This is a genomic window from Paenibacillus sp. FSL H7-0357, from assembly GCF_000758525.1.
Classification (GTDB): domain Bacteria; phylum Bacillota; class Bacilli; order Paenibacillales; family Paenibacillaceae; genus Paenibacillus_AQ.
In genome coordinates this window covers 6,330,979-6,353,978 of sequence record NZ_CP009241.1, presented here as the reverse complement: position 1 = coordinate 6,353,978, position 23,000 = coordinate 6,330,979, and the positions used below count along the sequence as shown (strand labels likewise).

General features: G+C 50.4%; 23 protein-coding genes and 1 riboswitch. Of the genes, 17 read left to right on the top strand and 6 right to left on the bottom strand.

The window, feature by feature from the left end; all coding sequences use genetic code 11:
- Positions 1–76: 76 nt before the first annotated feature.
- A complete protein-coding gene (locus H70357_RS28055; protein ID WP_038596178.1) occupies positions 77–1,081 on the bottom strand; it encodes a metal-dependent hydrolase in 1,005 nt (334 codons plus the stop codon).
- 258 nt (positions 1,082–1,339) lie between these two features.
- Between H70357_RS28055 and cyoE the strand changes: the two genes are divergently transcribed.
- Positions 1,340–2,272 carry a heme o synthase gene (gene cyoE, locus H70357_RS28050; protein ID WP_038596177.1) on the top strand — a complete coding sequence of 311 codons (933 nt, stop codon included), beginning with the start codon at positions 1,340–1,342 and terminating at the stop codon, positions 2,270–2,272.
- Positions 2,273–2,290: 18 nt separating this feature from the next.
- A complete protein-coding gene (locus H70357_RS28045) occupies positions 2,291–2,908 on the top strand; it encodes an SCO family protein (protein WP_038596174.1) in 618 nt (205 codons plus the stop codon).
- Positions 2,909–2,986: 78 nt separating this feature from the next.
- Here the strand turns inward: H70357_RS28045 and H70357_RS28040 are convergent, their stop codons facing one another.
- Positions 2,987–3,349 (bottom strand): DNA primase, encoded by a 363-nt coding sequence (locus tag H70357_RS28040; RefSeq protein WP_038596172.1) that lies wholly within the window; start codon positions 3,347–3,349, stop codon positions 2,987–2,989.
- A 286-nt stretch (positions 3,350–3,635) separates the two neighbouring features.
- Positions 3,636–4,808 carry an MFS transporter gene (locus H70357_RS28035; protein ID WP_038596170.1) on the bottom strand — a complete coding sequence of 391 codons (1,173 nt, stop codon included), beginning with the start codon at positions 4,806–4,808 and terminating at the stop codon, positions 3,636–3,638.
- A 242-nt stretch (positions 4,809–5,050) separates the two neighbouring features.
- Between H70357_RS28035 and H70357_RS28030 the strand changes: the two genes are divergently transcribed.
- The 13 genes from H70357_RS28030 (at position 5,051) to H70357_RS27970 (ending at position 19,189) form a co-directional block, all read left to right on the top strand.
- The gene (locus H70357_RS28030) at positions 5,051–5,497 is read left to right on the top strand and encodes a hypothetical protein (protein ID WP_038596167.1); all 447 of its coding nucleotides are present in this window, start codon (positions 5,051–5,053) and stop codon (positions 5,495–5,497) included.
- A gap of 36 nt (positions 5,498–5,533) precedes the next feature.
- Positions 5,534–6,679, top strand: a complete 1,146-nt coding sequence (locus tag H70357_RS28025) for a transglutaminase domain-containing protein (RefSeq protein WP_038596165.1) — start codon at positions 5,534–5,536, stop codon at positions 6,677–6,679.
- Positions 6,680–6,901: 222 nt separating this feature from the next.
- Positions 6,902–9,013, top strand: coding sequence for a peptidoglycan D,D-transpeptidase FtsI family protein (locus tag H70357_RS28020; protein WP_052092295.1), 2,112 nt, complete (start codon positions 6,902–6,904; stop codon positions 9,011–9,013).
- A gap of 72 nt (positions 9,014–9,085) precedes the next feature.
- Positions 9,086–9,823, top strand: coding sequence for a Cof-type HAD-IIB family hydrolase (locus H70357_RS28015; RefSeq protein WP_038596162.1), 738 nt, complete (start codon positions 9,086–9,088; stop codon positions 9,821–9,823).
- 34 nt (positions 9,824–9,857) lie between these two features.
- The gene (locus H70357_RS28010; protein WP_038596160.1) at positions 9,858–10,340 is read left to right on the top strand and encodes a DUF456 domain-containing protein; all 483 of its coding nucleotides are present in this window, start codon (positions 9,858–9,860) and stop codon (positions 10,338–10,340) included.
- A gap of 21 nt (positions 10,341–10,361) precedes the next feature.
- Positions 10,362–11,987, top strand: a complete 1,626-nt coding sequence (locus tag H70357_RS28005) for a putative polysaccharide biosynthesis protein (protein WP_038596157.1) — start codon at positions 10,362–10,364, stop codon at positions 11,985–11,987.
- A 107-nt stretch (positions 11,988–12,094) separates the two neighbouring features.
- Entirely contained in the window at positions 12,095–12,439 is a 345-nt protein-coding gene (locus tag H70357_RS28000; RefSeq protein WP_038596154.1) for a thioredoxin family protein, read from the top strand.
- Between the two features lie 108 nt (positions 12,440–12,547).
- A complete protein-coding gene (locus H70357_RS27995) occupies positions 12,548–13,480 on the top strand; it encodes a COX15/CtaA family protein (RefSeq protein ID WP_038596152.1) in 933 nt (310 codons plus the stop codon).
- A gap of 98 nt (positions 13,481–13,578) precedes the next feature.
- Complete coding sequence (locus H70357_RS27990) at positions 13,579–15,363, top strand: UbiD family decarboxylase (protein ID WP_038596150.1); 1,785 nt, start codon at positions 13,579–13,581, stop codon at positions 15,361–15,363.
- Positions 15,364–15,498: 135 nt separating this feature from the next.
- Positions 15,499–16,239 (top strand): Cthe_2314 family HEPN domain-containing protein, encoded by a 741-nt coding sequence (locus H70357_RS27985; RefSeq protein WP_038596148.1) that lies wholly within the window; start codon positions 15,499–15,501, stop codon positions 16,237–16,239.
- 89 nt (positions 16,240–16,328) lie between these two features.
- Positions 16,329–16,471, top strand: a riboswitch (SAM riboswitch).
- 102 nt (positions 16,472–16,573) lie between these two features.
- Entirely contained in the window at positions 16,574–17,590 is a 1,017-nt protein-coding gene (locus tag H70357_RS27980) for a methionine ABC transporter ATP-binding protein (RefSeq protein ID WP_038596145.1), read from the top strand.
- A 38-nt stretch (positions 17,591–17,628) separates the two neighbouring features.
- The gene (locus tag H70357_RS27975) at positions 17,629–18,258 is read left to right on the top strand and encodes a methionine ABC transporter permease (protein ID WP_052092688.1); all 630 of its coding nucleotides are present in this window, start codon (positions 17,629–17,631) and stop codon (positions 18,256–18,258) included.
- 52 nt (positions 18,259–18,310) lie between these two features.
- On the top strand, positions 18,311–19,189 hold the full coding sequence (locus H70357_RS27970; RefSeq protein ID WP_038596142.1) for a MetQ/NlpA family ABC transporter substrate-binding protein: 879 nt from the start codon (positions 18,311–18,313) through the stop codon (positions 19,187–19,189).
- A gap of 228 nt (positions 19,190–19,417) precedes the next feature.
- Here H70357_RS27970 and H70357_RS27965 read toward each other — a convergent pair whose 3' ends face one another.
- Positions 19,418–19,666, bottom strand: coding sequence for a NifU family protein (locus tag H70357_RS27965; protein WP_038596139.1), 249 nt, complete (start codon positions 19,664–19,666; stop codon positions 19,418–19,420).
- 82 nt (positions 19,667–19,748) lie between these two features.
- Here H70357_RS27965 and H70357_RS27960 point away from each other — a divergent pair, with 82 nt between their 5' ends.
- Positions 19,749–20,003, top strand: coding sequence for a YuzB family protein (locus H70357_RS27960; RefSeq protein WP_038596137.1), 255 nt, complete (start codon positions 19,749–19,751; stop codon positions 20,001–20,003).
- Between the two features lie 34 nt (positions 20,004–20,037).
- Here H70357_RS27960 and H70357_RS27955 read toward each other — a convergent pair whose 3' ends face one another.
- Both H70357_RS27955 and mqnE read right to left on the bottom strand, forming a co-directional pair.
- Positions 20,038–21,099 carry an NAD(P)/FAD-dependent oxidoreductase gene (locus H70357_RS27955; protein WP_038596135.1) on the bottom strand — a complete coding sequence of 354 codons (1,062 nt, stop codon included), beginning with the start codon at positions 21,097–21,099 and terminating at the stop codon, positions 20,038–20,040.
- Between the two features lie 83 nt (positions 21,100–21,182).
- Complete coding sequence (mqnE, locus tag H70357_RS27950; protein WP_038596132.1) at positions 21,183–22,289, bottom strand: aminofutalosine synthase MqnE; 1,107 nt, start codon at positions 22,287–22,289, stop codon at positions 21,183–21,185.
- A gap of 351 nt (positions 22,290–22,640) precedes the next feature.
- On the opposite strand from mqnE, the gene H70357_RS27945 reads away from it, so the two are divergent.
- Complete coding sequence (locus H70357_RS27945) at positions 22,641–23,000, top strand: HesB/IscA family protein (protein ID WP_038596130.1); 360 nt, start codon at positions 22,641–22,643, stop codon at positions 22,998–23,000.

Genomic DNA, 23,000 nt, shown 5'->3' with positions numbered 1-23,000 from the left:
TGCGACAGGCGTCAAGAGCGGTAATTCATGGCAGAGCAAAGAAGGCGTCCGGAAACCGGACGCCTTCTGCTATTGACTACAGCTTTACGGAGCCCGGATCAATGGCGAACCGTTCATCCAGTTTCTCGCTGCTGAGCCAGCCTACATAAGTGTTGAGCGGATGATATTGGTTATCCATTACAAGCACCGCTACGAAAGGGAATTGCTTGCGGTGTAAATAACGCACATCGCCCCAGCGTACAATATAACCGGAGGGCAATTCCTCGACCTCGGCTACAGCATATGAGGTGAAATAAAGAAATGCCTGAATGTCCGGATGGGATTTGGAATGTTCTACAGCGGGGTGGGTGGAGCACACCGCATGTTTGAACCATTCCAGCCGCCCGCCGCTCAGCAATCCGACGTTATAGCTGCCGTCCGGTTTGGCTTTGACCACATTCCAGCGTGATGGCGAGATCGTGGGGATGACATAATAACGGTCGCCGGCATTATGATGCATATCTTTGTTCTTGATATTGCGCGTAATCCGGGCATGCACGAGGGTCCGCCAAATATAATAAATCACGATACTGGCATACAGGGTGATAAATAAAGGTGCCGGTGGAATCATCCCGCTGATCCAGAGAATAATTGCCGCTACATGGCTGCCGAATATAAACGGATCAAAGATGTGGATAATATTCCAGGCAATCCATTTCTCTGTGAAGGGACGCGCGGCCTGTGTCCCATACGTGTTGAACAAATCGGAGAATACATGAACGGCTACGCCGATGAAGCTCCACAGAGCAATATGGCTAAGAGAAGGTACATCGGTAAATCCGAATAGCGGTCCGATCACCAGTGTGATCAAAGCCGGCCACAGCAGCAGGAATGGCAGGGAATGGGTGATTCCCCGGTGATTGCGGATATAAAGCGCATTGTCCTTGAGACGCAACGCAGTATCGGCATCCGGTGCTTGCGAGGCCAGTACAGTGGCTACCATGACAGCCCCGGCCAGTGTTCCATGGGAGGCGACGGCGGGATCAACGAAGGAAAGGCCGGCCAGTCCCAGGCCCATAACAAAATGTGTAGCAGTATCCATTGGTCAGATCTCCTTTGTACGGAAGTTCTCTATTAATAACTACCCAATTTTGCGTCCAGTTATTTAGGGAGGAGGAAATAAATATTTTCACGTAATTGTCAAATTGATGAACATCTTGGTCAATGATTGTCAAAGTCTTTCCCGGTTTGATATGATAAAGTTAACAGCGGAGTGGTAAAAATTCTTAATTAAGAACGATAAAACGGTTCTTGACTCCGGCGGAACGTTAGAAGTCCCTTAGAAGGAGGAACACCAAACGTGGACAATCAATTGAGATATCAAGCTTCTTCCGATTCCGCAGCCATGTCTGCCAAATCACCCAAGGAAGGTGCAAGCTGGCGTGACTTTATTACAGTGACGAAACCCGGCATTATCCGCTCCAATCTTATCGCTGCTTTTGCAGGATACTGGGTGGCTTCGGGCTGGGACGTGCAATACGGCCGATTAATTCTGACCTTGCTCGGTACAATGCTAGTCATGGCTTCGGCCTGTGTATTTAATAATTATTTTGACCGCGACCTGGATATGAAGATGGAACGAACCCGTGAACGCGGACTGCCTACGGGCCGACTCAAGCCGAATACGGTTCTGCTCTATGCCATCGGGCTTGGCATTGCCGGTCTTGCTGTGCTGTTTGCATTCTCCGGTGTGCTCAGCGGGCTGTTCGGCATACTCGGCATGTTCGTTTACGTAGTAGTTTACACCCTTTGGCTGAAAAGAACATCTACTTGGAGTACATCTGTAGGTGCAATCTCCGGAGCCATGCCTCCGGTTATCGGATATGTTGCAGTTACAGGTAATGTGGATCTCGGTGCCTGGCTGCTGTTCGCAATGCTGTTTCTGTGGCAGCCGCCCCATTTCTGGGCTCTGGGCATCCGCCGGAAGGAAGAGTACAGAGCTGCGGGATTTCCGCTGCTTCCAGTCGTTAAGGGAACACGCCGCACCAAATTCCAGATGATTCCCTATGTGGCATTGCTGCTGCCGATTCCGGTTCTGATGTACGTTTATGATTATGCAGGGATATTCTACCTTGTTATTTCTGCCGCGTTGTCCGTTGCCTGGCTGTACTTGACATTGACGGGCTTCAAAGCAAAGGATGACGATGCCTGGGCGAAGAAGAACTTCTTCTTCTCCATTAATTACCTGACTGTCAGTCTGATCGTGCTTGTGCTGAATACGACTCACGTTTAAGAGGGGGAGAGTACACCTGTGCATACCTTGAAACGTTACAAATGGACCTGGCTGCTGTTGGCCCTGGCTTTGGGAATGGCCCTTTACTTAGTGATTCAATCCTTGGATTTAGGGGAAAAGCAGCTGCCGGTCATCGGGGAGGTACAGGACTTCTCTCTTGAAAATGTGGATGGCAAGCAAGTAACACTTGCGGATACGCAAGGGAAAGCACGGTTGGTTTATTTCTTCTTTACGGAATGTCCGGATGTATGCCCCATCACTACCTATATGCTGTCACAGACCCAGGATTTGCTGGTCAAGGACGGCAGCTTCGGCAAGGATGTGGAATTTGTCTCCATCTCATTTGATCCCAAGAATGATACACGCGAGGCCATCAAGACGTTCGCAGACCGTTTCCACGCCGATTATAACGGTTGGTATTTTCTGCGCGGAGATCAGGAGCAGGTGCGGCAGTTGGCTGCCGATTCGTTTAAAGTGCTTATTTATGGAAATGACAAGGATAACTTTGCCCACGCTAATCTTATAGGTCTTGTAGACCCGGAGAACCGGTTGCGCGGACTATATGATGCGGGAGATACAGAAAATGTGACACCTGAATTCCTTGCCGGTGCTTTGAAGAAGCTGGCACCCAATTAAAATGCATTGAACTTAAAAACGCCTTGCTTCATCCTCCGGTTACATGCGAAGGGTGAACAAGGCGTTTTTTTGCTGCCGCTATGGTTCCAGAAACGGGAATGGCAGCGGCTGCGGATAGATGATGTACTCCTCCAACCCCGCTTTTTCAAGCTGGGTGAGATTGTATTCATCGGGAGTTCCTTCTACCCCTGCATAGCCTTTCCGGGTATAAATATGGACCGCGTCTGGAAAAGCATCGCGCAGAATTCCGCGGATTTTCTTACCCGAGCTGTCGTTGTCCATATATAGATAAACTTCTCCGTCTCCGATTTTACGCCGCAGCGATTCCAGCTTGAGTGTATTCAACGTACCGAAGGTGCATAGGATGTCGACCTCCGGCGCCAGCAGTCGCCGCAATCTGCTGCGGTCGTTTTTGCCTTCGACAATGATGGTAATGGACATAATCTGTCGCCCCCCGGATAATAAGTGGTAATGACGGAATTTGTGATCTTAAGCATGTTAATGAACACGGTCATATGCTTATTAAGTATATTACCTAAGCTTCGTCATTTTTAACAGCTGAGGGACAAAATGTGTTCATTCCCCGGGAAATGTCGTAAAAAGCAACAATCACCCGGCTCAAGGAGAGGCCGGGTGACTGCGGGGTTGACTGGCAGATTTAATTCTGCGGACTGATCATTATCTTCAATAGATAAATGCGGGGAATTGCAGCTCCTTTGTTGCCGGCTCAAGCGGCATGGCTGTTCAAGTCCGCACGGTAGGCCGCGCTTTTTCCGGTATCTCTTGGAGGTAACAGCAGAAGTGCGGTCATGAGCAAGACAAATGCAATGAAATAAGGAGAAACGAAGTCCCTTAACTGTCCTGCAGCCACCGGTCCGGCAAAAGCGCCGAGAGACATCGCAATGGATTGCAGCGAGAAGGTGCGGCCCAGATGGCCGCCTGCCCCGAGACTGATGAACAGCGAAGCCATCGCCGGAAACAGTACACCTTTAGCTGCTCCCAGCAGGAAGAGGACGACACCTGCGGGAATGCTGGTGAATGCTGCAAGTACGAAGAAACACAGCGCCATCCCGAGCAGTGCCACAGCAATTCTAGCAACCGGAGAGAGCCGGTTCAGGAAAAACAGGCTGAGCGTCAAGAGTGCCCCCAGGCTGAGAAGCGAAAGCAGAATCCCGGTGGATACGATCCCGTTGCTCCCCTGTGACAAAGGAAGCTCAAAGAACAGTACCCCCTGCGAGCAGGAGACGAAAAAGGGCAGCAGATAATATCGCTTGGTAACGGATGAATGCGGTTTTTCGGATGCAACCTGGTGCTCTTGCAGCGGCTGTGATGGTTTGGCAGCTGCCATACTGCCGGAGAACTTAGGTACACTGAAGAAGGCCATCACACCAGTGGCAATCAGCAGCCAGCCCAAGGTGCTGAAGGTGCCGGAATACCCGGCCTGGTGGACGATAAAGGCTCCGGCAGCTGGCGATACGACCGAGGCCAGCGTATGGATGATGCCATGGCCGGACATATACTTGCCCTGCGTGATGGGATCTGACGAGAGGGAAGCCAGCAGGGTCATGCAGGCCGGGGACAGAAATGCCAGGGCGAAGCCGCTGGCCGCCCGAAGCAGCAGCAGATGCCAGGGAAGCTGAGCGTGGGCCTGGAGCAGCAGGATGGCGCCTGCAACCGTCAGGCTGAAGACGATGTAGCGGCGGCTGCCGTTGCGGTCAACCAGTACCCCGGCCAGAAGGTTGCCGGGAAGATGGGTCAGGGAATACATGCCCATCATCCAGCCGATGAAGGCTGGTCCCGCCCCCAGTGAGATAGCAAAGGGGGTAAGAATGGGGTACTGGGCATGCAGATCAAAGAATGCCAGGAAAAGAAATAAATACAGCCACAGTGCGGTTTTCACGGAATACACCTCCGAAAGGGCCGTTTCTGCGCTGGCGCAGGGTGGCGCTTTTTAATGGGGAATGGTTAAGCCTACTTGTACTTTACGTGAGTCGAGGGGGGCTTATACCATTTTATTGGGGGATTCCACCTGAACGGGTGGGTAATCATGAATTATAAGAGGCATTCATGTATAATAATTAGTATTAATGGGGACTCGCTCCCTGGTGTAACGAAATTTTTGATAGGGGTGTTGGGAAATTGATGGATCCGGAAGTATGGTCACAGTTTATCAGAGAAAATTGGCTAGTTATCGTTATTGCGCTTGTACTGCTGTTTGCCGTTGTTAATCTGGTCAAGACGGTTCTGAAATGGGCGATTGTTATTGTTATCGTTGCGGGTCTGTTCATTTACAGCGGGGTTACAATGGATCAGATTGGAGACGCTGTGAATAAGGTGGCGGATGGAACGGTCAGCACCCTGAAGAGCGAAGCGCAGGAAGTTATGCTGAAAGAAGCGAAAGAAGCAAAATATACTTCAGGCGGTGACGGTACGTTTACGATCACAACACCCAATCTTGAAGTGAAGGGTGCAGCCGGTGAGGATAAAGTGGAAGTGACCTTCCGCGGAGTCAGTCTTGGGAAGTGGAGTGTTAACGATACTACCAAAAGCTTTATTGATGAAGCCCGGAAGAATGGGGCCGGGAATTAAAATACAAGCTGATGCGAAAGAAAGGGAGGGGAGGTTATGCTGAACAGCTGGATGGACAGTATTAGTGATGCCAATATCATCACTATCCTCCTTCTGCTGATAGTGCTCTTCTCGCTGCTGCAGGGCTGGAGCCGGGGGTTTGGCCGCTCAGCGGGAGGGCTGTTTGGGCTGCTCGGAACCGGGCTGCTTGCCATAGCTGCGTTGGCCCTGGCCATTCCGGCTGCCTTTTACCTCTCGCCCCGTGTACAGACCTGGGCAGGTGGAATTGAGCTTCCGAATATCCAATTAAGCCAGTGGCAGCAGCTATACTATACGGCGGTGTCCGTTCTGGCGGGTTCGCCGCTTGTGCGTTTTTTGCTGCTGCTGCTCTTGTCCTACAGTCTCATCCGCCTGCTGCTGGGACTGCTGTTTATGCTGCTTCCGATTTCCCTTCCGCGCCTTTCGGGCAGGTCCGGAAACAGGAAGATTACGCAGGTGAGCCGTCTCAGCGGAGCTGTCATCGGTCTGGCTACCGGCCTTGTGCGCGCCCTGTTGCTTGTTTTTGCCTTGTACATCGGCGTAGGCTTGAATCCGGACAGCACGTTCAGCCGTTATGTGGAATCATCCCCGATCTACCGGCAAAGCGCATCTGCGGTCTTCGAACCCCTTACCGGTGAGAATGTGCGCAGTAAGTTGCCGGTTCTGACCAAGGCGGTTGCCGCCGAGATGACGGATATCCTCCGGCGGAAATACGAAGTGCTCGACCATGAGATTTCACCCGACATCGTGGGTGCTGCCTCTGATATAGCGGGACAAGCCGGCGACGATGAGAAGAAGGCCAGACTGCTGTATGATTGGGTCGGCTCCAGGATCTCTTATGATTATGCCAAAGCCGAGAATTATGAGCAGAACCGGATTTGGAAGGAGCAGACTCCGCAGGATACCTTTGATACCCGGATCGGTGTATGTATTGATTATGCACGTCTTTATGCAGTGATGGCCCGCTCCCAGGGGCTTCAAGTGCGCGTAGTGACCGGTCAGGGCTACGACGGCCAAGGGGGATCCGGGCCCCATGCCTGGAATGAAGTGTACATCACAGACCGGCAGGCCTGGATTCCACTCGATTCCACCTGGGCAGTCAGCGGGGATTGGTTTAATCCCAAGGATTTCGATAAAACCCATGTCAAAGAAAGTATGCTCTGAGCAAGGAAGCGGAATGCCTTGATTCTATGATACAATACAGCATGTGAAACGATGTTGAAGAATAATATGAACACTCTCGTGCGCACACTGGCCGCACGTGCAATTTTTGATGCCTGTGACCGGGAATCGTGACTGGACTAAGCGCCTGTAAGGAACTTTCGGCCTTACATGGAGTCAGCACAGGTACAAAGGTTTATTTTAGATGTAGAGGAGTGAAAAACTGTGAGTTTTTTCCGTAAGCAGGCCTCACCCCCAGAGGAAAGCAACAGCAAAAGTTCGCTTGGCCTACGGATCAATGTATTCTTTTTTAGCACATTTGTTATCTTTTGTGTAATCATTGTCCGTCTTGCCGTTTTACAGTTCGTCGAAGGGCCAACTCTGACTGAGGTGGAGACAAGCCGTGATACCAAAAATGTGCCGCTCGCCGCAATAAGAGGGAACATTCGTGCAGCGGGAGGGGAGCCCATCGCTTACTCGACTTCTGTGCAGTCGCTTTATATTACACTTACTAAAGAATATACAGCCAAGGTTACGGATAAGGTGACGGGAGAAACCGTGCTTACGCCGGAGGCGCAGGCCCAATCAGATGCCCTTGCGGCCAAGCTGGTTAAGGACTTTAGCGCCTATGGTGATCCGAATGCTGAGAAGCTGACTGAAAAAGATATTATTGATTCCCTGGATTTGTATTTCCGGAAATATTCGGGTTTTATGGCGCGGCGCATCAAGGCTGGTCTTACTTCGCAGGAAGTGGCCTACTTTATGGAGCACAAGAGCGAATATCCCGGACTTGAGATTGTGGAGGAAAGCAACCGGCATTATGACAAGGAATCTGTAGCCGCACAGACTGTCGGATATATCAAACCCTTTAAGTCGTCCAACAGCTTGAATATTTATAAGAATATTCAGAATGCGATGAAACAGTTGGATGCGGACCCCGGCCTTACTTATAAAGACGATGAATTTGTCGGATTCGATGGCCTGGAACTGCAGTATCAGCGGGAGCTGCGCGGCAAGAACGGATATCAGGTGATCTCGGTGAGTCCGCAGAATATGGCTGAGAAGGTGGAGGCGGTCGTGCCCCCTGTCAAGGGTAACGATGTCTGGATGACGATCAACAAGAACATTCAGCTCAAGACCGAGCAGGCCATTACAGAGCAAATCAGATGGCTGCACTCGAATTCGGTACAAGGCAAGACACACCCGAATGCATTGACCGGCTATGCCGTAGCTATGGAAGTCGATACCGGCAATATTGTTGCGATGGCCAGCATGCCTGATTATGACACCAATGTGTGGACTGCCGAGAAAATGGACACCGAGGTATGGAAGAAAATAATGGGCAACTACCAGAACGGAACCATTACACCGTATTCCTCCGGGATGTCGGGTCATGAGTTCGGCTCCACGGTGCTGCTCGGTTCAACCATCAAGCCTCTGAGTGTGCTTGTAGGACTGAATGAAGGCTTCTTTACTACTTCGACTATCTATACAGACAGAGGGATTGCCCACTTCGGGAAAAATGACAAATCCTCCGTGCGAAATTCTTCCGGCCACGTGTATGGCCCTATGGACCCGTCCAGAGCGATTGAGAAATCCTCCAATGCGTTCATGGTGGACATGGTTGGCAAGAAATTGTGGGAGAAATATCATAGTGAAGGTATAAATATCTGGGATAAATATATGAAGGAATTCGGCCTCGGTGTATCTACAAAAAGCGGACTGCCCAATGAGTATCTCGGACAGATCAACTATACCGATACCAAGGCTGCCGGCAGTGCCCAGGCTGCGCTGGTCTATGCTTCATTCGGACAGCAAGGACGCTATACGGTCCTGCAGCTCGCCCAATACGTAACGACACTGGCGAATGAAGGAGTACGGATCAAGCCGCAGCTGGTCAGCAAAATCACCGATGCCAAGGGTAACGTGGTTAAACAGTTCAAACGCGAGGTACTTGATGAAGTTACAACCTTTGATAAATCCTACTGGAACGAAATCAAAAAGGGCATGAACAGTGATGTTACTGCGTTTAATGACTTCCCTTATGACTTTGCCCGCAAAACGGGAACCTCACAGCAGCTGGGTAAAGGGGAATTGCGCGATAACGGGGTATTTATTGCCTATGCCCCGCGCGAGAATCCCAAGCTTGCTGTAGCGGTTGTTATTCCGGAGGGCGGGTTCGGCTCCAGCAGTGCCGCTCCGGTTGCACGAAAAATATTTGACGCGTACGACTATGAGTATGGATTGGATGGAGTGCCGAAGAAAAGTCTGAAAACCGATGCCAATGCAGAGGGCTCAGACTCGGCAAGCGGCACAGACGGAACGACGAACAACTGACGCGGCTATGCTGCCGGGTCGAGTGACCAAATAATAGCTCTTGAAATGAGCATACAAATTGGAGGGGTGGCAATGACTGCCAAATACCGCCTGTTAGCACTGGATATGGATGGAACCTTACTGAATGATGAACAAATCATTACCCCAAAAACGGTAGAATGGATTCAAAAGGCAGTTGATGCAGGCGTTCACGTCTGTCTCTCCACAGGCCGCGCCTCCAAAAGCGCCATGCCTTATGCTGAACAGCTTGGACTTAAGACTCCGATGATTATGGTGAATGGTAGTGAAGTATGGCGGGCTCCGTATGAGCTGTACCGCCGCTCGCTGATGGACCCGGTGCTGGTGCAGCAGATGTATGACATTGCCCAGGAATACGATATCTGGTTCTGGGCGTATTCGGTGGATGAAGTGTACAACCGGAACAACTGGGATGGGGAGATTCTGAGCAGGGAATGGCTCAAGTTTGGTTATTCCACAGAGGATGATGAGATCCGCCATAAGCTGCTGATGCGGCTTCAGGATATGGGCGGTCTCGAAATTACCAATTCATCGCCGCATAATCTGGAGATCAATCCGCTTGGTGTCAATAAGGCATCCGGTATACGCGAGGTTTGCCAGCTGCTGGGTCTCGAAATGTCACAGGTTGTTGCCGTTGGCGATAGTCTGAACGATCTGGCTGCCATCCAGCAGGCCGGATTTGGGGTTGCTATGGGCAACGCCCAGGAGACCGTCAAGCAGGAGGCGGATGCTGTGGTAGCGTCCAATAATGACGATGGAATTGCTGAAGTGATTCAAAAGTATATCCTGTAGTAAGTGCGACCAAAACCTTTAAGGAGATGAGCCAATGGCCATTCTGGGTTGGATTCTGATTATTGCTTTAATCGCGGTCGGACTGGCCGGGGCTGTATACCCGATTCTACCTGGTGCGCTGGCGATTTATCTGGCCTTCTTTGTATACGGGTGGTTCTTCAGCTTCGAACCTTTCGGAGTCTGGTTTTGGTTGTTCCAGACGCTGATTGTAATTATCTTGTTTGTGGCTGATTACGTTGTCGGGGCTTGGGGAGTCAAGAAATTTGGTGGCTCGCGCGCCTCAGTCATCGGCAGCACCATCGGTCTGATTCTGGGGCCGATTCTGACGCCTATCGGTCTGATCCTCGGTCCGTTTATCGGGGCCTTTGTAGGTGAACTGATGGCTGGCTCAAATCCCGGCAAAGCGGTCAAGGTCAGCTTCGGTGCATTGCTTGGCTTATTCAGCAGTACGGTAGTCAAAATCATACTGCAAATTGCCATGGTGGTCCTTTTCTTTATCTGGATCGTAATAAATTAACAGCGAAGAAGGCGAAACAGTTTGTCCAAGAAAGAATCTTTTGTCAAAGGCACGCTTATTCTAGCCGCTGCCGCGCTCGTGGCCCGGGTGCTCGGGCTTGTCCAGCGGGTGCCGCTGGAGCATTTATTCGATGATATCGGGAACGCTTCGTTCACGCAGGCGAACAACGTCTACCTGCTGCTGCTGCCGCTGGCCACAGCCGGAATCCCCAGCACACTAAGTAAAATGGTATCCGAGCGTTATGCCCTGAACCGGCCGCATGAAGCGCAGCAGGTGTACCGGGCCGCACTTATATTCGCCGCTATTGTAGGTGTGCTGATGAGTACAATCTTGTACATAGCTGCTCCTTATTATGCGGAACATACCAAGGTTCCAGAGAGCACCCTGGCCATTCGGGCGATTGCACCGGCACTGCTGCTGTTCCCCTGCATCGCGATGATGCGCGGTTATTTCCAGGGACGCAACAATATGATGGCTGGAGGAATCTCGCAAATTGTCGAGCAGATTGCCCGGGTATCCACGGCCGTGCTGCTCGCTTTTATTTTGCTCCGCCAGGGATACAGCAATACATGGATGGCAGCCGGCGCGTCATTCGGCAGTGTGCTCGGCAGTATCGGCGCATTTGGCGTCATGTTGTATTATGCAATAAAGCTGCGCCGCAGTGAGGAGCAAGTGGCCCTCTATAAAACCAATGAAGCCAAATTGCCGCTGCTGGGTATTTACAAGGATATTTTTAAGCTTTCTATACCCATTGTGTTATCTTCAATTACGGTTCCGGTAGTGAACTTTATCGATACTTCCTTCATTGTGCCATTGCTTAGTGGGCAAATCGGTATGGCAGAAGCGACCCAGGCTTTGGCGATTTTTGGCAGCCGGGCGCAGAGTATCGCGGGAATACCTCCTGTGTTGTCCATTGCGCTAAGCACCTCGCTGATTCCGATTATCTCAGCGGCCTACGCCCGGCGTGATGAAGAGCACTTGAAACGCCAGGTGACGCTCGCGATGCGCATTTCGATATTAACGGGAACACCAATTGTACTTGCTCTCGTTGTATCAGCCTATTCTGTGAACGGACTGATCTTCAGCAGTCTTGACGGCAGCGGGATTGTTGCGATGCTGACGCTTGGTACGATTTTTCAGATTACAATGATGACGACCAACTCCATTCTGCTGGGAATGGGGAAATCACGAATTTCCATGTATTATGTGATGGCAGGTCTTCTCGTGAAGTTAGGTTCAAACTTCCTGCTGAGCCGCGCCTTCGGGATATACGGCATTATTGCAGCAACGGCGCTTTGCTTCTTCATCATTACTTATCTTAATCTGCGCATGCTCAAAACCATTGTTCCTTTTGAGATTATGGGTAAACGCTGGGGCGGATTCACCGTTGCGGTTCTCGCTTCCGGCGGAATTGGCTACGGCCTGAACGAAGCGGGAGTGATGCTGACCCATCTGATGCCTGCACGGCTTGCTTTCCTGATTACCTGTCTGGTTGTAGGTGCAGCTGTTGTTGTAATTTATCTTGTACTCCTGATTGTGCTGGGTGTGCTAAGCCGCCAGGAGGTTGCCAGTTATCCGCGTGCTTTGCAGAAGCTGCTCAAACCACTGATGAAGCTTCAGCCTGAACGTGTTCGTACTAACGAATAATGCTATGATTAATGTCTTATTTCGTCTATTTTATTTGACTTCCTGAGCACATTTTGCTTCACTTAAAGGGTAACCGACTCAATGATGAAGAAAGGATTGGATAATCCATGGATAAAATTTCTTCCCCTGCGGAATTTCAGGTAGCGATTCAATCACCGCGCTTGAGCGTAGCTGTATTCAAGGCGGATTGGTGCTCCGATTGCAAGTTTATTGATCCTTTTATGCCTGAAGTAGAGCAGAAATACGATGGACGTCTTACGCTTGTCGAAGTAGATGTCGATGCGGTAGGCGATGTCAGCCAGGAACAGAACATTCTTGGAATTCCCAGCTTTGTCGCTTACACCGACGGCCGTGAGCTAGTAAGATTCGTTAATAAGCTGCGCAAATCCCGTGAGGAAATTGAGAATTTTCTGAATACGGCGCTTGAGGTTTATCTGAGTATTCACAAGTAATGAAGTTTGCACACCGCTTTCGCCTTGATAGAGCAGAAGCGGTGTTTTTTTAATCTTTCTTCCCTTATATTATCCAGTTCATTCCTATGAAAATTGCGGGTGATCCTATTGACGACAAATCAATTGAAAACGCTTAGCTATATCACTTGCCTCACAATGTTTTTCGCCTTGCTTGGAGGCGCTGTGGTCACGAAGACGGGATCGGGACTGGAGTGCGGACATGATTGGCCGCTCTGCCACGGAAAGCTGATTCCAGCCTATACCGTGGGATCAATGATCGAGTACACCCACCGCTTGTTCAGTGGGTTGGCGGGTTTGGTGTCGTTAATATCGATGTTTGCTTTTTGGCGTTATGCCCGCAGACAGAAGGAACTGCTTGTTTATGCTGGGCTGACACTTTTTTTTGTAGTGGTACAGGGTGGAATGGGAGCGCTTGCGGTCATGCAAGCGCAGTCAGCTGCGGTGATGGCGCTGCATATGGGCTTCTCTTTAATAGCTTTCGCCAGCTCACTCATGCTCGCGCTGGGTACGAAGCGCGAGCATGAATCTAGAGCCGTAGAGGAGGCTTACGGGCAAGGGGTAAGCCGGGGGTTCCGCAACTTAACGTGGTTTACGGCGTTATATTCATATATTGTCGTTTATATCGGAGCTTATGTTAGCCACACGGATTCACAGGGAGGCTGCTCCGGCTGGCCGCTCTGCAATGGGGAATGGATTCCCGAGCTGTCTGGTGGTGTAGGCATAGTATTTGTACACCGGGTTGCGGCGGCACTGCTGTTTGTTCTAATCGCACTGCTTGGACATTTAGCCTATTGGAAACACAGAGCATGGCCTGAGCTGAGGGCTCTGGGCGTTGCCGCGGTTGTGCTCTGTCTGCTGCAGGTACTCAGCGGTGCGGCTGTGGTGCATACGCTGTATAACGAACAATTGTACATATTTGCTGCGCTGGCCCATATTTTGCTGATTGCTGGACTGTTCGGAGTCTTGTGCTACATGAGTGTGCGTGTATGGCAGCTGAGCAGAAAGAATAAATCAAACTAAATGCAGGGGAAATGTTCGTCTGTCCTGTATCGTTAGTTCTCAGTAAGACTGCCAATCAGACTTTGGGCACTCAGCCAGGTTTGAGGAGGAACAATAAAGTGGGATACGATAATTTGCGTCAATGGATCGAGCAGTTGAGAAAGGATAAGGATCTCGCTGTGATTGATACTCCGGTGGACCCTTATCTTGAACTGGCGGAGATTCATCGGCGTGTGGTACGGGAAGAAGGGCCGGCATTGCTCTTTACCCATGTAAAAGGAACCCCTTTTCCGGTCGCGACAAATTTATTCGGGACGGTCCGCAGGGTAAACCAGGCATTTGGGACCCGGCCCGAGCAGCTGATGAAGTCGCTGACGGGGGCGGTGGAAACTTTGCTGCCGCCCACCCCCTCGGCGATATGGAAAGAAAAAGGCCTGCTGTATGATCTGCTCAAGGTAGGCGTCAAAGATGTGCCCCAGGGTGAAGCGCCTGTGCTGGGCATATGCCGCAGTACCGACCCGCTGCAGGAATTGCCCAGAATCACAAGCTGGCACGAGGATGGCGGGCCGCTGATCACCCTCCCGTTAGTATATACCGAGAGTATTACCAATCCGTTGAACCGTAACCTTGGAATGTACCGTGTGCAAATTTATGATGACAATACAACAGGTGTCCATTGGCAAATCCATAAAGGCGGCGGTTTTCATCACCGTGAGGCTGAACTGCTCGGCGAGGCTCTGCCAGTCTCCGTATTTCTCGGCGGCCCGCCGGCGCTGATTGCCGCAGCCATTGCTCCCCTGCCGGAGCGGCTGCCTGAACTGCTGCTGGCTTCGCTAATGCTGGGCCGTCGGCTGCCCATGGTTAAGGATCCCATGGGCGGACACCGGATTCCCGCTGAATCCGAATTCGCCATCCGCGGTCTTGTAACGCCGCTGGAACGTCGCCCGGAGGGACCTTTCGGAGATCCCTATGGATATTATTCCCGGCAGCATGATTTCCCTGTCCTGCATGTTCAGCGGATGTGGCACCGCAAGGATGCGATTTATCCGGCAACGATTGCCGGCAAACCCCGCCAGGAGGATTATTATTTGAAGGATTTTCTTCAGCGCCTCCTGTCCCCGGCCTATCCGCTGCTGATGCCGTCAGTCAAGGCACTGTGGTCTTATACCGAAGCCGGCTCGCATTCGCTGGCATCCGCCGTTGTGCGCGAAAGCTATTCGCGCGAAGCGCTGGCATCGGCTTTCCGCATTCTGGGAGAAGGCCAGCTGTCTTTGACCAAATTTCTGCTGCTGACGAATGAACCGGTGGATCTTTGCGATTTCCCCAAGCTGCTGGAGACGGTACTGGAGCGTTTCGATCCGCAAACTGATCTGGTTGTGCTGAATAATACGGCTCAAGATACCTCGGATTATACCGGACACAAGCTGAACCGCGGCAGTAAAGGCGTAATGATGGGCATCGGATCCCCGGTTCGGGTGCTTCCCCGTACCTATAATGAGGGAGTGCTTCCCGGAATTACCGGCGTTGTTCCTTATTGCGGAGGATGTTTAACGGTATCGGGTGCATCCTATATAGACGACCCTGAGCTTCCGCTGAGACTGATCGCCGAACTGCGCCAGAACGAAACGGAATGGCCGCTTGTCATACTGGTGGATCACGCCGCTGAAACCGCTCAGACGCAAACCTCCTTTCTGTGGACTGTGTTCACCCGGTTTAATCCGGCGAGCGATATTTACGCAGAATCCAAGGTTAACCGCCATCACATTGGCTATAAGCTGCCAATTGTTATCGACGCCCGCATGAAGCCTGATTATCCGGATGAGCTGGAACCGTGCGGGGATATTGTGAAGGTGGTCGACCAAAACTGGAAGAACTATTTCCCGATGCTCACAAAACTAAGTTAATGCTTCCGAAATTAGTTTTGTACGAAGAAGAATCAGGAAGAATTGCTCACAAAACTAAGCGAATGCTTCCGAAGCGAGTTTTGTACGAAGTAGATTCAGGATGTAATGCTTACAAAACTTTAAGGAGGACAAAACATGCTGCGGATATTACTGGGAGAACCGCCGCGCGAGAACGGCGGTGTACTGGCTGAAGCCATGGATAACATGGCGAAGCTTGCAGCGATGCTGCGCAAGGAAATGAACGCGCATGAGGACCACGACCATGAATACCGCAAGCTGGAGATATGGACGCGCGGGCTGATTTCCTCCCTGGACGAGTTGGAGCAAAGCTGGTTCGCGGCAGCCTTTTACCGGAAATTGGTTGTTGCCGGTTATATGGATGATATGACGGTGATCGAGCAGGGCGATTATGCCAGGTATGTTTATTTTTATAAAAACGGCTTTATTCGTGTCTTCTCACTGCTGGACAAGCTTGGAACTGTATTGAACAGTCTGTATAATCTCAACACGACCAAGGTCAAAGCCCATTTCTCATATTTCACCGTGCTGCGGCAATTTCAATTGCTCAAAGCGCATGCGCCGCTGGCGGAAGAACTGGAGAATATCAAGAACTCTTACCGGGAGCCGCTGCAGAATCTGCGCAAACGCCGCAACGCCGAAGTTCATTATATGAATGCGGAAATGCAGGATGATCTCTGGCAAAGACATCAAGGTCTGCATGACAAAATTCAGCTTGAAGATTTGGACAGTCATCTGGAGGATTTGAAGCAGTGCCTCGAGATGGTGTGCAAATCTTTAAGCGCTTCGTTCCGTTACAGCAATGAGCAGTGGCGTAAAAACGCGGCAGCCTTGAAAGCAGGGGACGGCTCCAAGTAAAACTTTCCCTTTGACAAAAAACCTGAAAATTACTATACTTAGGCATGCATTCGTTTCTCACAGAGAACGGCAACTAATTTCATATCATAATCTTATCGAGAGCGGCGGAGGGATAGGCCCGATGAAGCCCGGCAACCGATTTGTGTAATACGCGTCAACCCGCGTTTTAGATGAATGTCATGGTGCTAATTCCTACAATACCGCGCGGTTTGCGGTCTTTGGCAGATGAGAAGGCATTGTTAATAAACGCACAGGGCCTCTTGCGATCTGCAATCGATCGTAAGAGGTCTTTTTGATGTTATAGAAATAGAAATTAAAGAGAGGGGGACAGCAATTGATAGAGCTAAAAGGTTTAACCAAGGTCTACGGAAAAGGCAGCAAGGCCGCTACAGCGCTCTGGGATCTGAACCTGTCCATCAAAAAAGGTGAGGTTTTTGGAGTAATCGGCCATTCTGGAGCGGGAAAAAGCACCCTAATCCGTTGCATTAACCTGCTGGAGCGTCCGACAGAGGGTGAGGTATGGGTGAACGGTGTGGATCTGACGGCGCTGAATCAGAGGCAATTGCAGGTGCAGCGGCGTAAAATCGGAATGATTTTTCAGCATTTCAATTTGCTCACTTCGGCTACAGTATACGATAATATCGCTTTTCCGCTGCGGCTGATGGGCACTCCGGGAAAAGAAATTGACCATAAAGTGAAGGAACTGATAACACTGGTTGGTCTCGAACAACATCTGAACAAATATCCTGCCCAGCTGTCCGGTGGACAGAAGCAGCGGGTGGGCGTGGCCCGTGCCTTGGCTAGTGATCCCGATGTGCTGCTATGCGACGAAGCGACCTCGGCGCTGGATCCGCAGACAACGGATTCCATCCTGCGTCTGCTGCTCGATATCAACAAGCGATTTAATCTGACGATTGTGCTGATTACGCATGAAATGCATGTCATACAGAGCATCTGTGACCGGGTCGCAGTCATTCATGGCGGCGGTATTATCGAGCAGGGGGATGTCGCAGAGGTATTCCTGAAGCCCAAGCATGAAGTAACCAAGGAGTTTATCCGTAGTGAAACTCAGCAGGACGGGCCTCTTCGGGCGGCCATTGATGCAGTGAACGGTGATTTCGGCAAGGCCGTCAAGATTACCTTTTTGGGACAAAAAACGTACGAGTCTACCTTGTCCCATGTGGCCCGCGATACCGGGGTCAACTTTGCGATTTTACAGGGGACAATCTCCACAATTAAAGATGTGCCTTATGGCCAGCTGATTGTCCGTTTTGAAGGGTCTCCTGAAGCGGTTGAAGCCACAATCGCCGAGTTAACGGCGCAGGGGCTTGATGTGGAGGTGATTTCATAGTGGGCGGCTTGAATTTTAATACGATTAATTGGGAAGAAATGCTTGATGCTACAGTGGCTACACTAAAAATGTTGGCATTTTCCGGAATATTCACAATTATTCTTGGTTTACCACTCGGAATTGTGTTATATTTATGGGGAAGATCAAATAACATTGTTATCAGGGTTATTTACTCGGTATTATCACTACTTGTAAACATCCTGCGTTCCGTTCCATTTCTCATTCTAATGGTAGCATTGATTCCTTTCAGCAAGTCGATTATGGGGACTTCGATAGGTGTGCTCGGTACGATTCCGGCGCTGGTCATCGGTGCGGCTCCGTTTTTTGCCAGACTGGTGGAGACGGCACTGCGTGAGGTTGACCGGGGCGTGATTGAAGCAGCACAAGGAATGGGAGCTTCTACAGGGCAGATCGTTATGCGTGTACTTTTGCCCGAGGCTCGTCCAGGCTTGCTTGCCGGAGTGACCATCACTCTCGTTACGCTCGTTTCCTACACCGCGATGTCGGGGATGATCGGCGGCGGCGGTCTTGGTGACCTGGCAATCCGCTACGGTTATTACCGGTATGAGAAAGAAGTTATGATTATCTCCGTAGTGCTGATGGTTATACTAGTTCAGCTGCTGCAAATGGCCGGAGACCGGCTGGTCAGATTTTTTACCCGGAAATAAGGTACGTCCATATATAGCCTTATTCATACATTTATTAAAGGGGGATTTACAGATGAAGAAAGTACTGCTCACATTTTTCAGCTTGACCTTGGTATTGGTGCTGGCTGCTTGCGGCAACAATAACAATACCAATAACGTGGCCAATTCCGCCGCAACGAATGCACCAACAACAGATGCTTCTGCAGAGCCAACGACCGAACCGGCTGCAGAACCTGTAACCCTCGTGGTCGGCGCATCTCCTGTGCCGCATGCTGAAATTCTCAAGGCTATCGCTCCGCTGCTTGAAGCACAAGGCATCAAGCTGGAGATCAAAGAATTTACAGACTATATCCTGCCGAACACACAGCTTGCCGAAAAGGCACTGGATGCGAACTTCTTCCAGCACAAGCCTTACCTTGATGACCAGAACAAAAAGAACGGCTCGGATCTGGTATCGGTAACTGCTGTTCACGTTGAACCTTTCGGCGCTTATTCCAAAAAAATCAAATCAATTGACGAACTGGCTGACGGCGCGAAAGTAGCCATTCCGAACGATGCCACCAACGGTGGACGCGCACTGATTCTGCTGGCTAAAAACGGCCTGATCACCTTGAAAGACGATACTAATATCACTTCCACCAAAGCGGATATTACCGAAAACAAAAAGAAACTTGAGATCATTGAATTGGATGCAGCAATGCTGCCACGCCAGCTTGATGAAGTGGATATTGCTCTGATCAACACCAACTTTGCACTTGAAGCCGGCCTTGTTCCAACCAAAGATGCATTGTTCATTGAAGGAGCAGATTCCCCTTACGCCAACCTGCTGGTATCCCGTCCTGATAACAAGGATTCCGATGCTATCCAGAAGCTGGCTGCAGCTCTGAACTCTGCGGAAGCTAAAGCATTTATCGAAGAGAAATACGAAGGTGCGATTATCCCTGCATTTTAAGCTGCTGCCTTAGCTGACTTAACAGAATTACAACGACGGAAAACCCCGCATGCCAGAAATAGGCATGCGGGGTTTTTAGTACTCCGGTTGTTGCGAAATGTGAAATCCTCTATAATACATATAACAAGTGGAAACGGCTTCGCCGTAGTGTGAAGCCTATAAATTCTTATAGTTCAAAAAAATCCCGGGTCTTCTTCTCAGAAGATCCGGGATCGGTATCAAACGGGATTAGAATACTTGAACAACTTCTTCTACGCCTTCTACTTCTTCAAGGAGGGCGCGTTCGATCCCGGCTTTCAACGTGATCGTGGAGCTGGGGCAACTGCCGCAGGCACCCATAAGCTTCAACTTAACAATGCCGTCTTCAACATCGATCAGTTCGACGTCACCGCCATCGCGCTGCAGGAACGGACGAAGTTTATCGAGCACTTCCAGTACTTCATCATACATGGTGGTGCTTTGTACATTCTCACTCATTTCTCAATCACTCCTTTCGTAAGTTCATTATAGTACAAAAAGTTAAAAAATAAAATGGTTAGTGCAGAATAGGGAGAGCATCATGAGACCAATTATTGAATTTTGTGCCAGTAATATTGGCCATGGCACGGAACCGCTGAAAAAAAAGCTGGAACAAAATCCGGAATACGATGTCATTGAATACGGTTGTCTGAACAACTGCGGCGAGTGCTACCTGCAGCCATTCGCCATGGTTGACGGCGAGATTATTGAAGCAGCTTCTCCGGAGGAACTGGAAGCAGCCATCGAGGCCGCAATTAAGGAACAGGAAGCATGGGACAATCTGGAACTGGACTAGTCAAAGGCTAGTCCTATCCTTGGCCTACCTTAACTTAACCCAAAGGCCGTTTGGACATCCACAATACGCCGCTTTTCAGCAGACGGGGGACACGTCCCATGACGGAGCGGCGGCCCATCAGCCCGAAACCGGCATGTTTGCCCAGGGAACCAAGCGTTCCCTTCAGCTTGATCGCATGGAGCTTCGGTGTTTCGCCGCGCCACAGCGCCTGAAGGACATGTGCTACCTGTTCCCCTTGCGCTCCGGCTGCCTGAGCACTTGGAGCGAACGGAAGGCTGGCGCAGTCGCCGAGCACGTACACTTCCGGATAATCCGCTATATTGTAATATTGGTCCAGCATGATCCGGCCACTGCGGTCTTTGGCTACTCCGAGCTGCTGGACTACCCGGACCGGCTGGATTCCGGCGGTCCATACGGTAACATCAGCAGGAATAGCCTGGGTGCCATTATAGATGGCATCCTTTTCTACATGAGATACGGAAATTTTGCCCAGTGTTTCGACATGGTGTTCGCTGAACCATTCCTCCACATACTTGGACAGCTTCGCCGGAAAAGCCGACAGCACGCGTTCCCCGCGATCCAGTATAGAAATATTCAGGTCAGGACGGCTTTCACGCAGCTCTGCGGCAATTTCCACTCCGCTTAATCCCCCGCCTACAATATTAACCGTTCCATAAGGCTTCACATCATTCAGCCGCCGATACGTTTCCCGCGTTTCCGAGAAGCTCTGGATACTGCAGGTATATTGCTCTGCTCCTTGAATGCCATGATAATTATCTGTACAGCCGAGAGCGATCGCCAGGATATCATAGGAAACCGGCTCGCCGGTCTCCATGAATATCATTCTGCTCTCCAGATCAATGGAGCCTACTTCACCATATCTGACGGTCAGACGCGGGTGCACGGGAAACTGGATGCGTAAATGGTAATCGTTCACCGTCCCTGCAGCAAGCGCATAATACTCTGTCTTGATTCCCTGATAAGGCATCCGGTCGATTAGGACGATCTCCATATCATGAGGGAGATGGTTGTTGAGCAGTTCTTGGATAAGGGCAAGGCCGCCGTAGCCGCCACCCAGGACGAGTAGTGTTCTCATGCAGACCGATCTTCCTTTCGAGTAGTGCTCAAATATGGTTTTTGCAGCAGCGAAGGATAATTCCGGCTAACTCAGTCGTTTAATTATTCGTAAACCTTAATTTCATTGTAGAAGGTATCCCGTTCAACCGGAATCCGTCCGGCGCCTTTTACGAGCCAGATCAATTCTTCGCGTGTCAGACCTTCAGGAGTTAAAGCACCTGCGGCGTGACTGATCCGTTCTTTTAGGATCGTGCCATGCACGTCGGAAGCTCCGAAGCTTAGGGCAACCTGAGTCAGCTGCGCGCCAATATTAATGAAGTAAGCTTTAATATGGTCAATATTATCCAGCATCAAACGGCTGATCGCAATTGTCTTAAGATCTTCGTACGCGGAGTTGCGGCGCATAATCCCGGCGTTTTTGTTCTTGGGCTGCATGGACAACGGGATAAATACCATAAATCCGTTCGTTTCATCCTGCAGCTCGCGGATTTGCAGCATATGGCGGATGCGGTCCTCGTGCGATTCGATGGAGCCGTAGAGCATGGTGGTGTGCGTCTTCATGCCCATCTGATGGGCAACCCGGTGCACTTCCAGATACTCTTCGACGTTTGCTTTATCAACGCGCATTTTTTTACGGTATTGGTCAGAGAGAATTTCAGCTCCGCCTCCGGTAAGCGATTGGAGTCCGGCTGCGCGCAGCTGCTCCAGTACTTCACGGATGCTGAGTCCGCTGATCCGGGTGAAAAAGTCAATTTCCGCCGCAGTATAGGCTTTTAAGGTAACTTCAGGAAACCGCTCATGCAGAGCTTTCAGCGAATCAACGTAATATTGGAAGGGCACCTTATCATTATGGCCGCCGACAATATGGAATTCGCGTACGCCGGGATGAATATGCTGTTCGACATATTGCACCATTTCCTGACCGGAAAGGGTATAAGCGCCTTCTTCTCCGTCATCCTTGCGGAAATTGCAGAATGCACAGTGGGATTCGCAAACATTGGTGAAATAAAGGCTCATATTTTCGATAAAATATACCTTGTTTCCATTCTTGCGCTGGTTGACTTCATTAGCCAGCTGGCCGATCGTGAGCAAATCGTTGCTCTCATATAAATAAACGCCGTCTTCCAAATTTAATCGTTCTCCGCCGCGAACCTTTTCGATAATGTTCGCCATTCTGGCGTCTGTGTGGGGTGTGATAAGAGTAGACATATGATTTCCTCCTGAAGGTTTGGCGAGGTGAATGCACCCGCAGAATCGTAACCGAAAATTGCTAAAACACGTGATGTCCAGCGTAAAAAATGGAGGCTTTGATGGCCTTCGTGACAATTTTCCGAATTTTTACGTATATCGCTTCCCCTATTATAAACCTCTCTCCAAGGGTGAGCAACCGCTGAGACTTGAAGTATAGAGCGGATAAATCGTATCCAAAGCAGCAGATATGACTTGAGGGCATGGGAAGAGTGGGGTATACTTAATTTAATATAGAAAATTACTTTTGGCCGGAAGGCTGTCATAGCATAAGAAGCAGATAGGCTAACAAACTTTCAGGAGGTTGAGATCATGATTACAATTAGTGAAACAGCGGCAGAACAACTCAAGACAATGCTGGCTGAGCAGGAGCTGCCCAACATGTTCCTTCGCCTTGGCGTAACACCGGGGGGCTGCAGCGGGTTCTCCTACGCCATGGGCTTTGACGATAACGAGAGCGAGCAGGATGTCTACCTGGATGTCGCTGATCTCAAGGTAGTTGTAAGTAAAGACGACATCCGTTATCTCAACGGTCTTGAGATTGACTTCGAAGAATCCGGCATGACCGGCGGGTTCACCATTAATAACCCGAATGCCACCGCCACCTGCGGCTGCGGTTCCTCCTTCCGTACGAAGGACGATGCCGGCAAGCCTGCAGCTGAGCCTTGCTGA

Coding starts and splice junctions, on each gene's coding strand:
- H70357_RS27955 (WP_038596135.1), bottom strand. CDS start 21,099: ATGAGAACACTACTCGTCCTGGGTGGCGGCTACGGCGGCCTTGCCCTT.
- H70357_RS27965 (WP_038596139.1), bottom strand. CDS start 19,666: ATGAGTGAGAATGTACAAAGCACCACCATGTATGATGAAGTACTGGAA.
- H70357_RS28000 (WP_038596154.1), top strand. CDS start 12,095: ATGGATAAAATTTCTTCCCCTGCGGAATTTCAGGTAGCGATTCAATCA.
- mqnE (WP_038596132.1), bottom strand. CDS start 22,289: ATGTCTACTCTTATCACACCCCACACAGACGCCAGAATGGCGAACATT.
- H70357_RS28040 (WP_038596172.1), bottom strand. CDS start 3,349: ATGTCCATTACCATCATTGTCGAAGGCAAAAACGACCGCAGCAGATTG.
- H70357_RS28025 (WP_038596165.1), top strand. CDS start 5,534: ATGCTGAACAGCTGGATGGACAGTATTAGTGATGCCAATATCATCACT.
- H70357_RS27985 (WP_038596148.1), top strand. CDS start 15,499: ATGCTGCGGATATTACTGGGAGAACCGCCGCGCGAGAACGGCGGTGTA.
- H70357_RS27945 (WP_038596130.1), top strand. CDS start 22,641: ATGATTACAATTAGTGAAACAGCGGCAGAACAACTCAAGACAATGCTG.
- H70357_RS27970 (WP_038596142.1), top strand. CDS start 18,311: ATGAAGAAAGTACTGCTCACATTTTTCAGCTTGACCTTGGTATTGGTG.
- H70357_RS27975 (WP_052092688.1), top strand. CDS start 17,629: ATGCTTGATGCTACAGTGGCTACACTAAAAATGTTGGCATTTTCCGGA.
- H70357_RS27960 (WP_038596137.1), top strand. CDS start 19,749: ATGAGACCAATTATTGAATTTTGTGCCAGTAATATTGGCCATGGCACG.
- H70357_RS28015 (WP_038596162.1), top strand. CDS start 9,086: ATGACTGCCAAATACCGCCTGTTAGCACTGGATATGGATGGAACCTTA.
- H70357_RS28010 (WP_038596160.1), top strand. CDS start 9,858: ATGGCCATTCTGGGTTGGATTCTGATTATTGCTTTAATCGCGGTCGGA.
- H70357_RS28030 (WP_038596167.1), top strand. CDS start 5,051: ATGGATCCGGAAGTATGGTCACAGTTTATCAGAGAAAATTGGCTAGTT.
- H70357_RS28055 (WP_038596178.1), bottom strand. CDS start 1,081: ATGGATACTGCTACACATTTTGTTATGGGCCTGGGACTGGCCGGCCTT.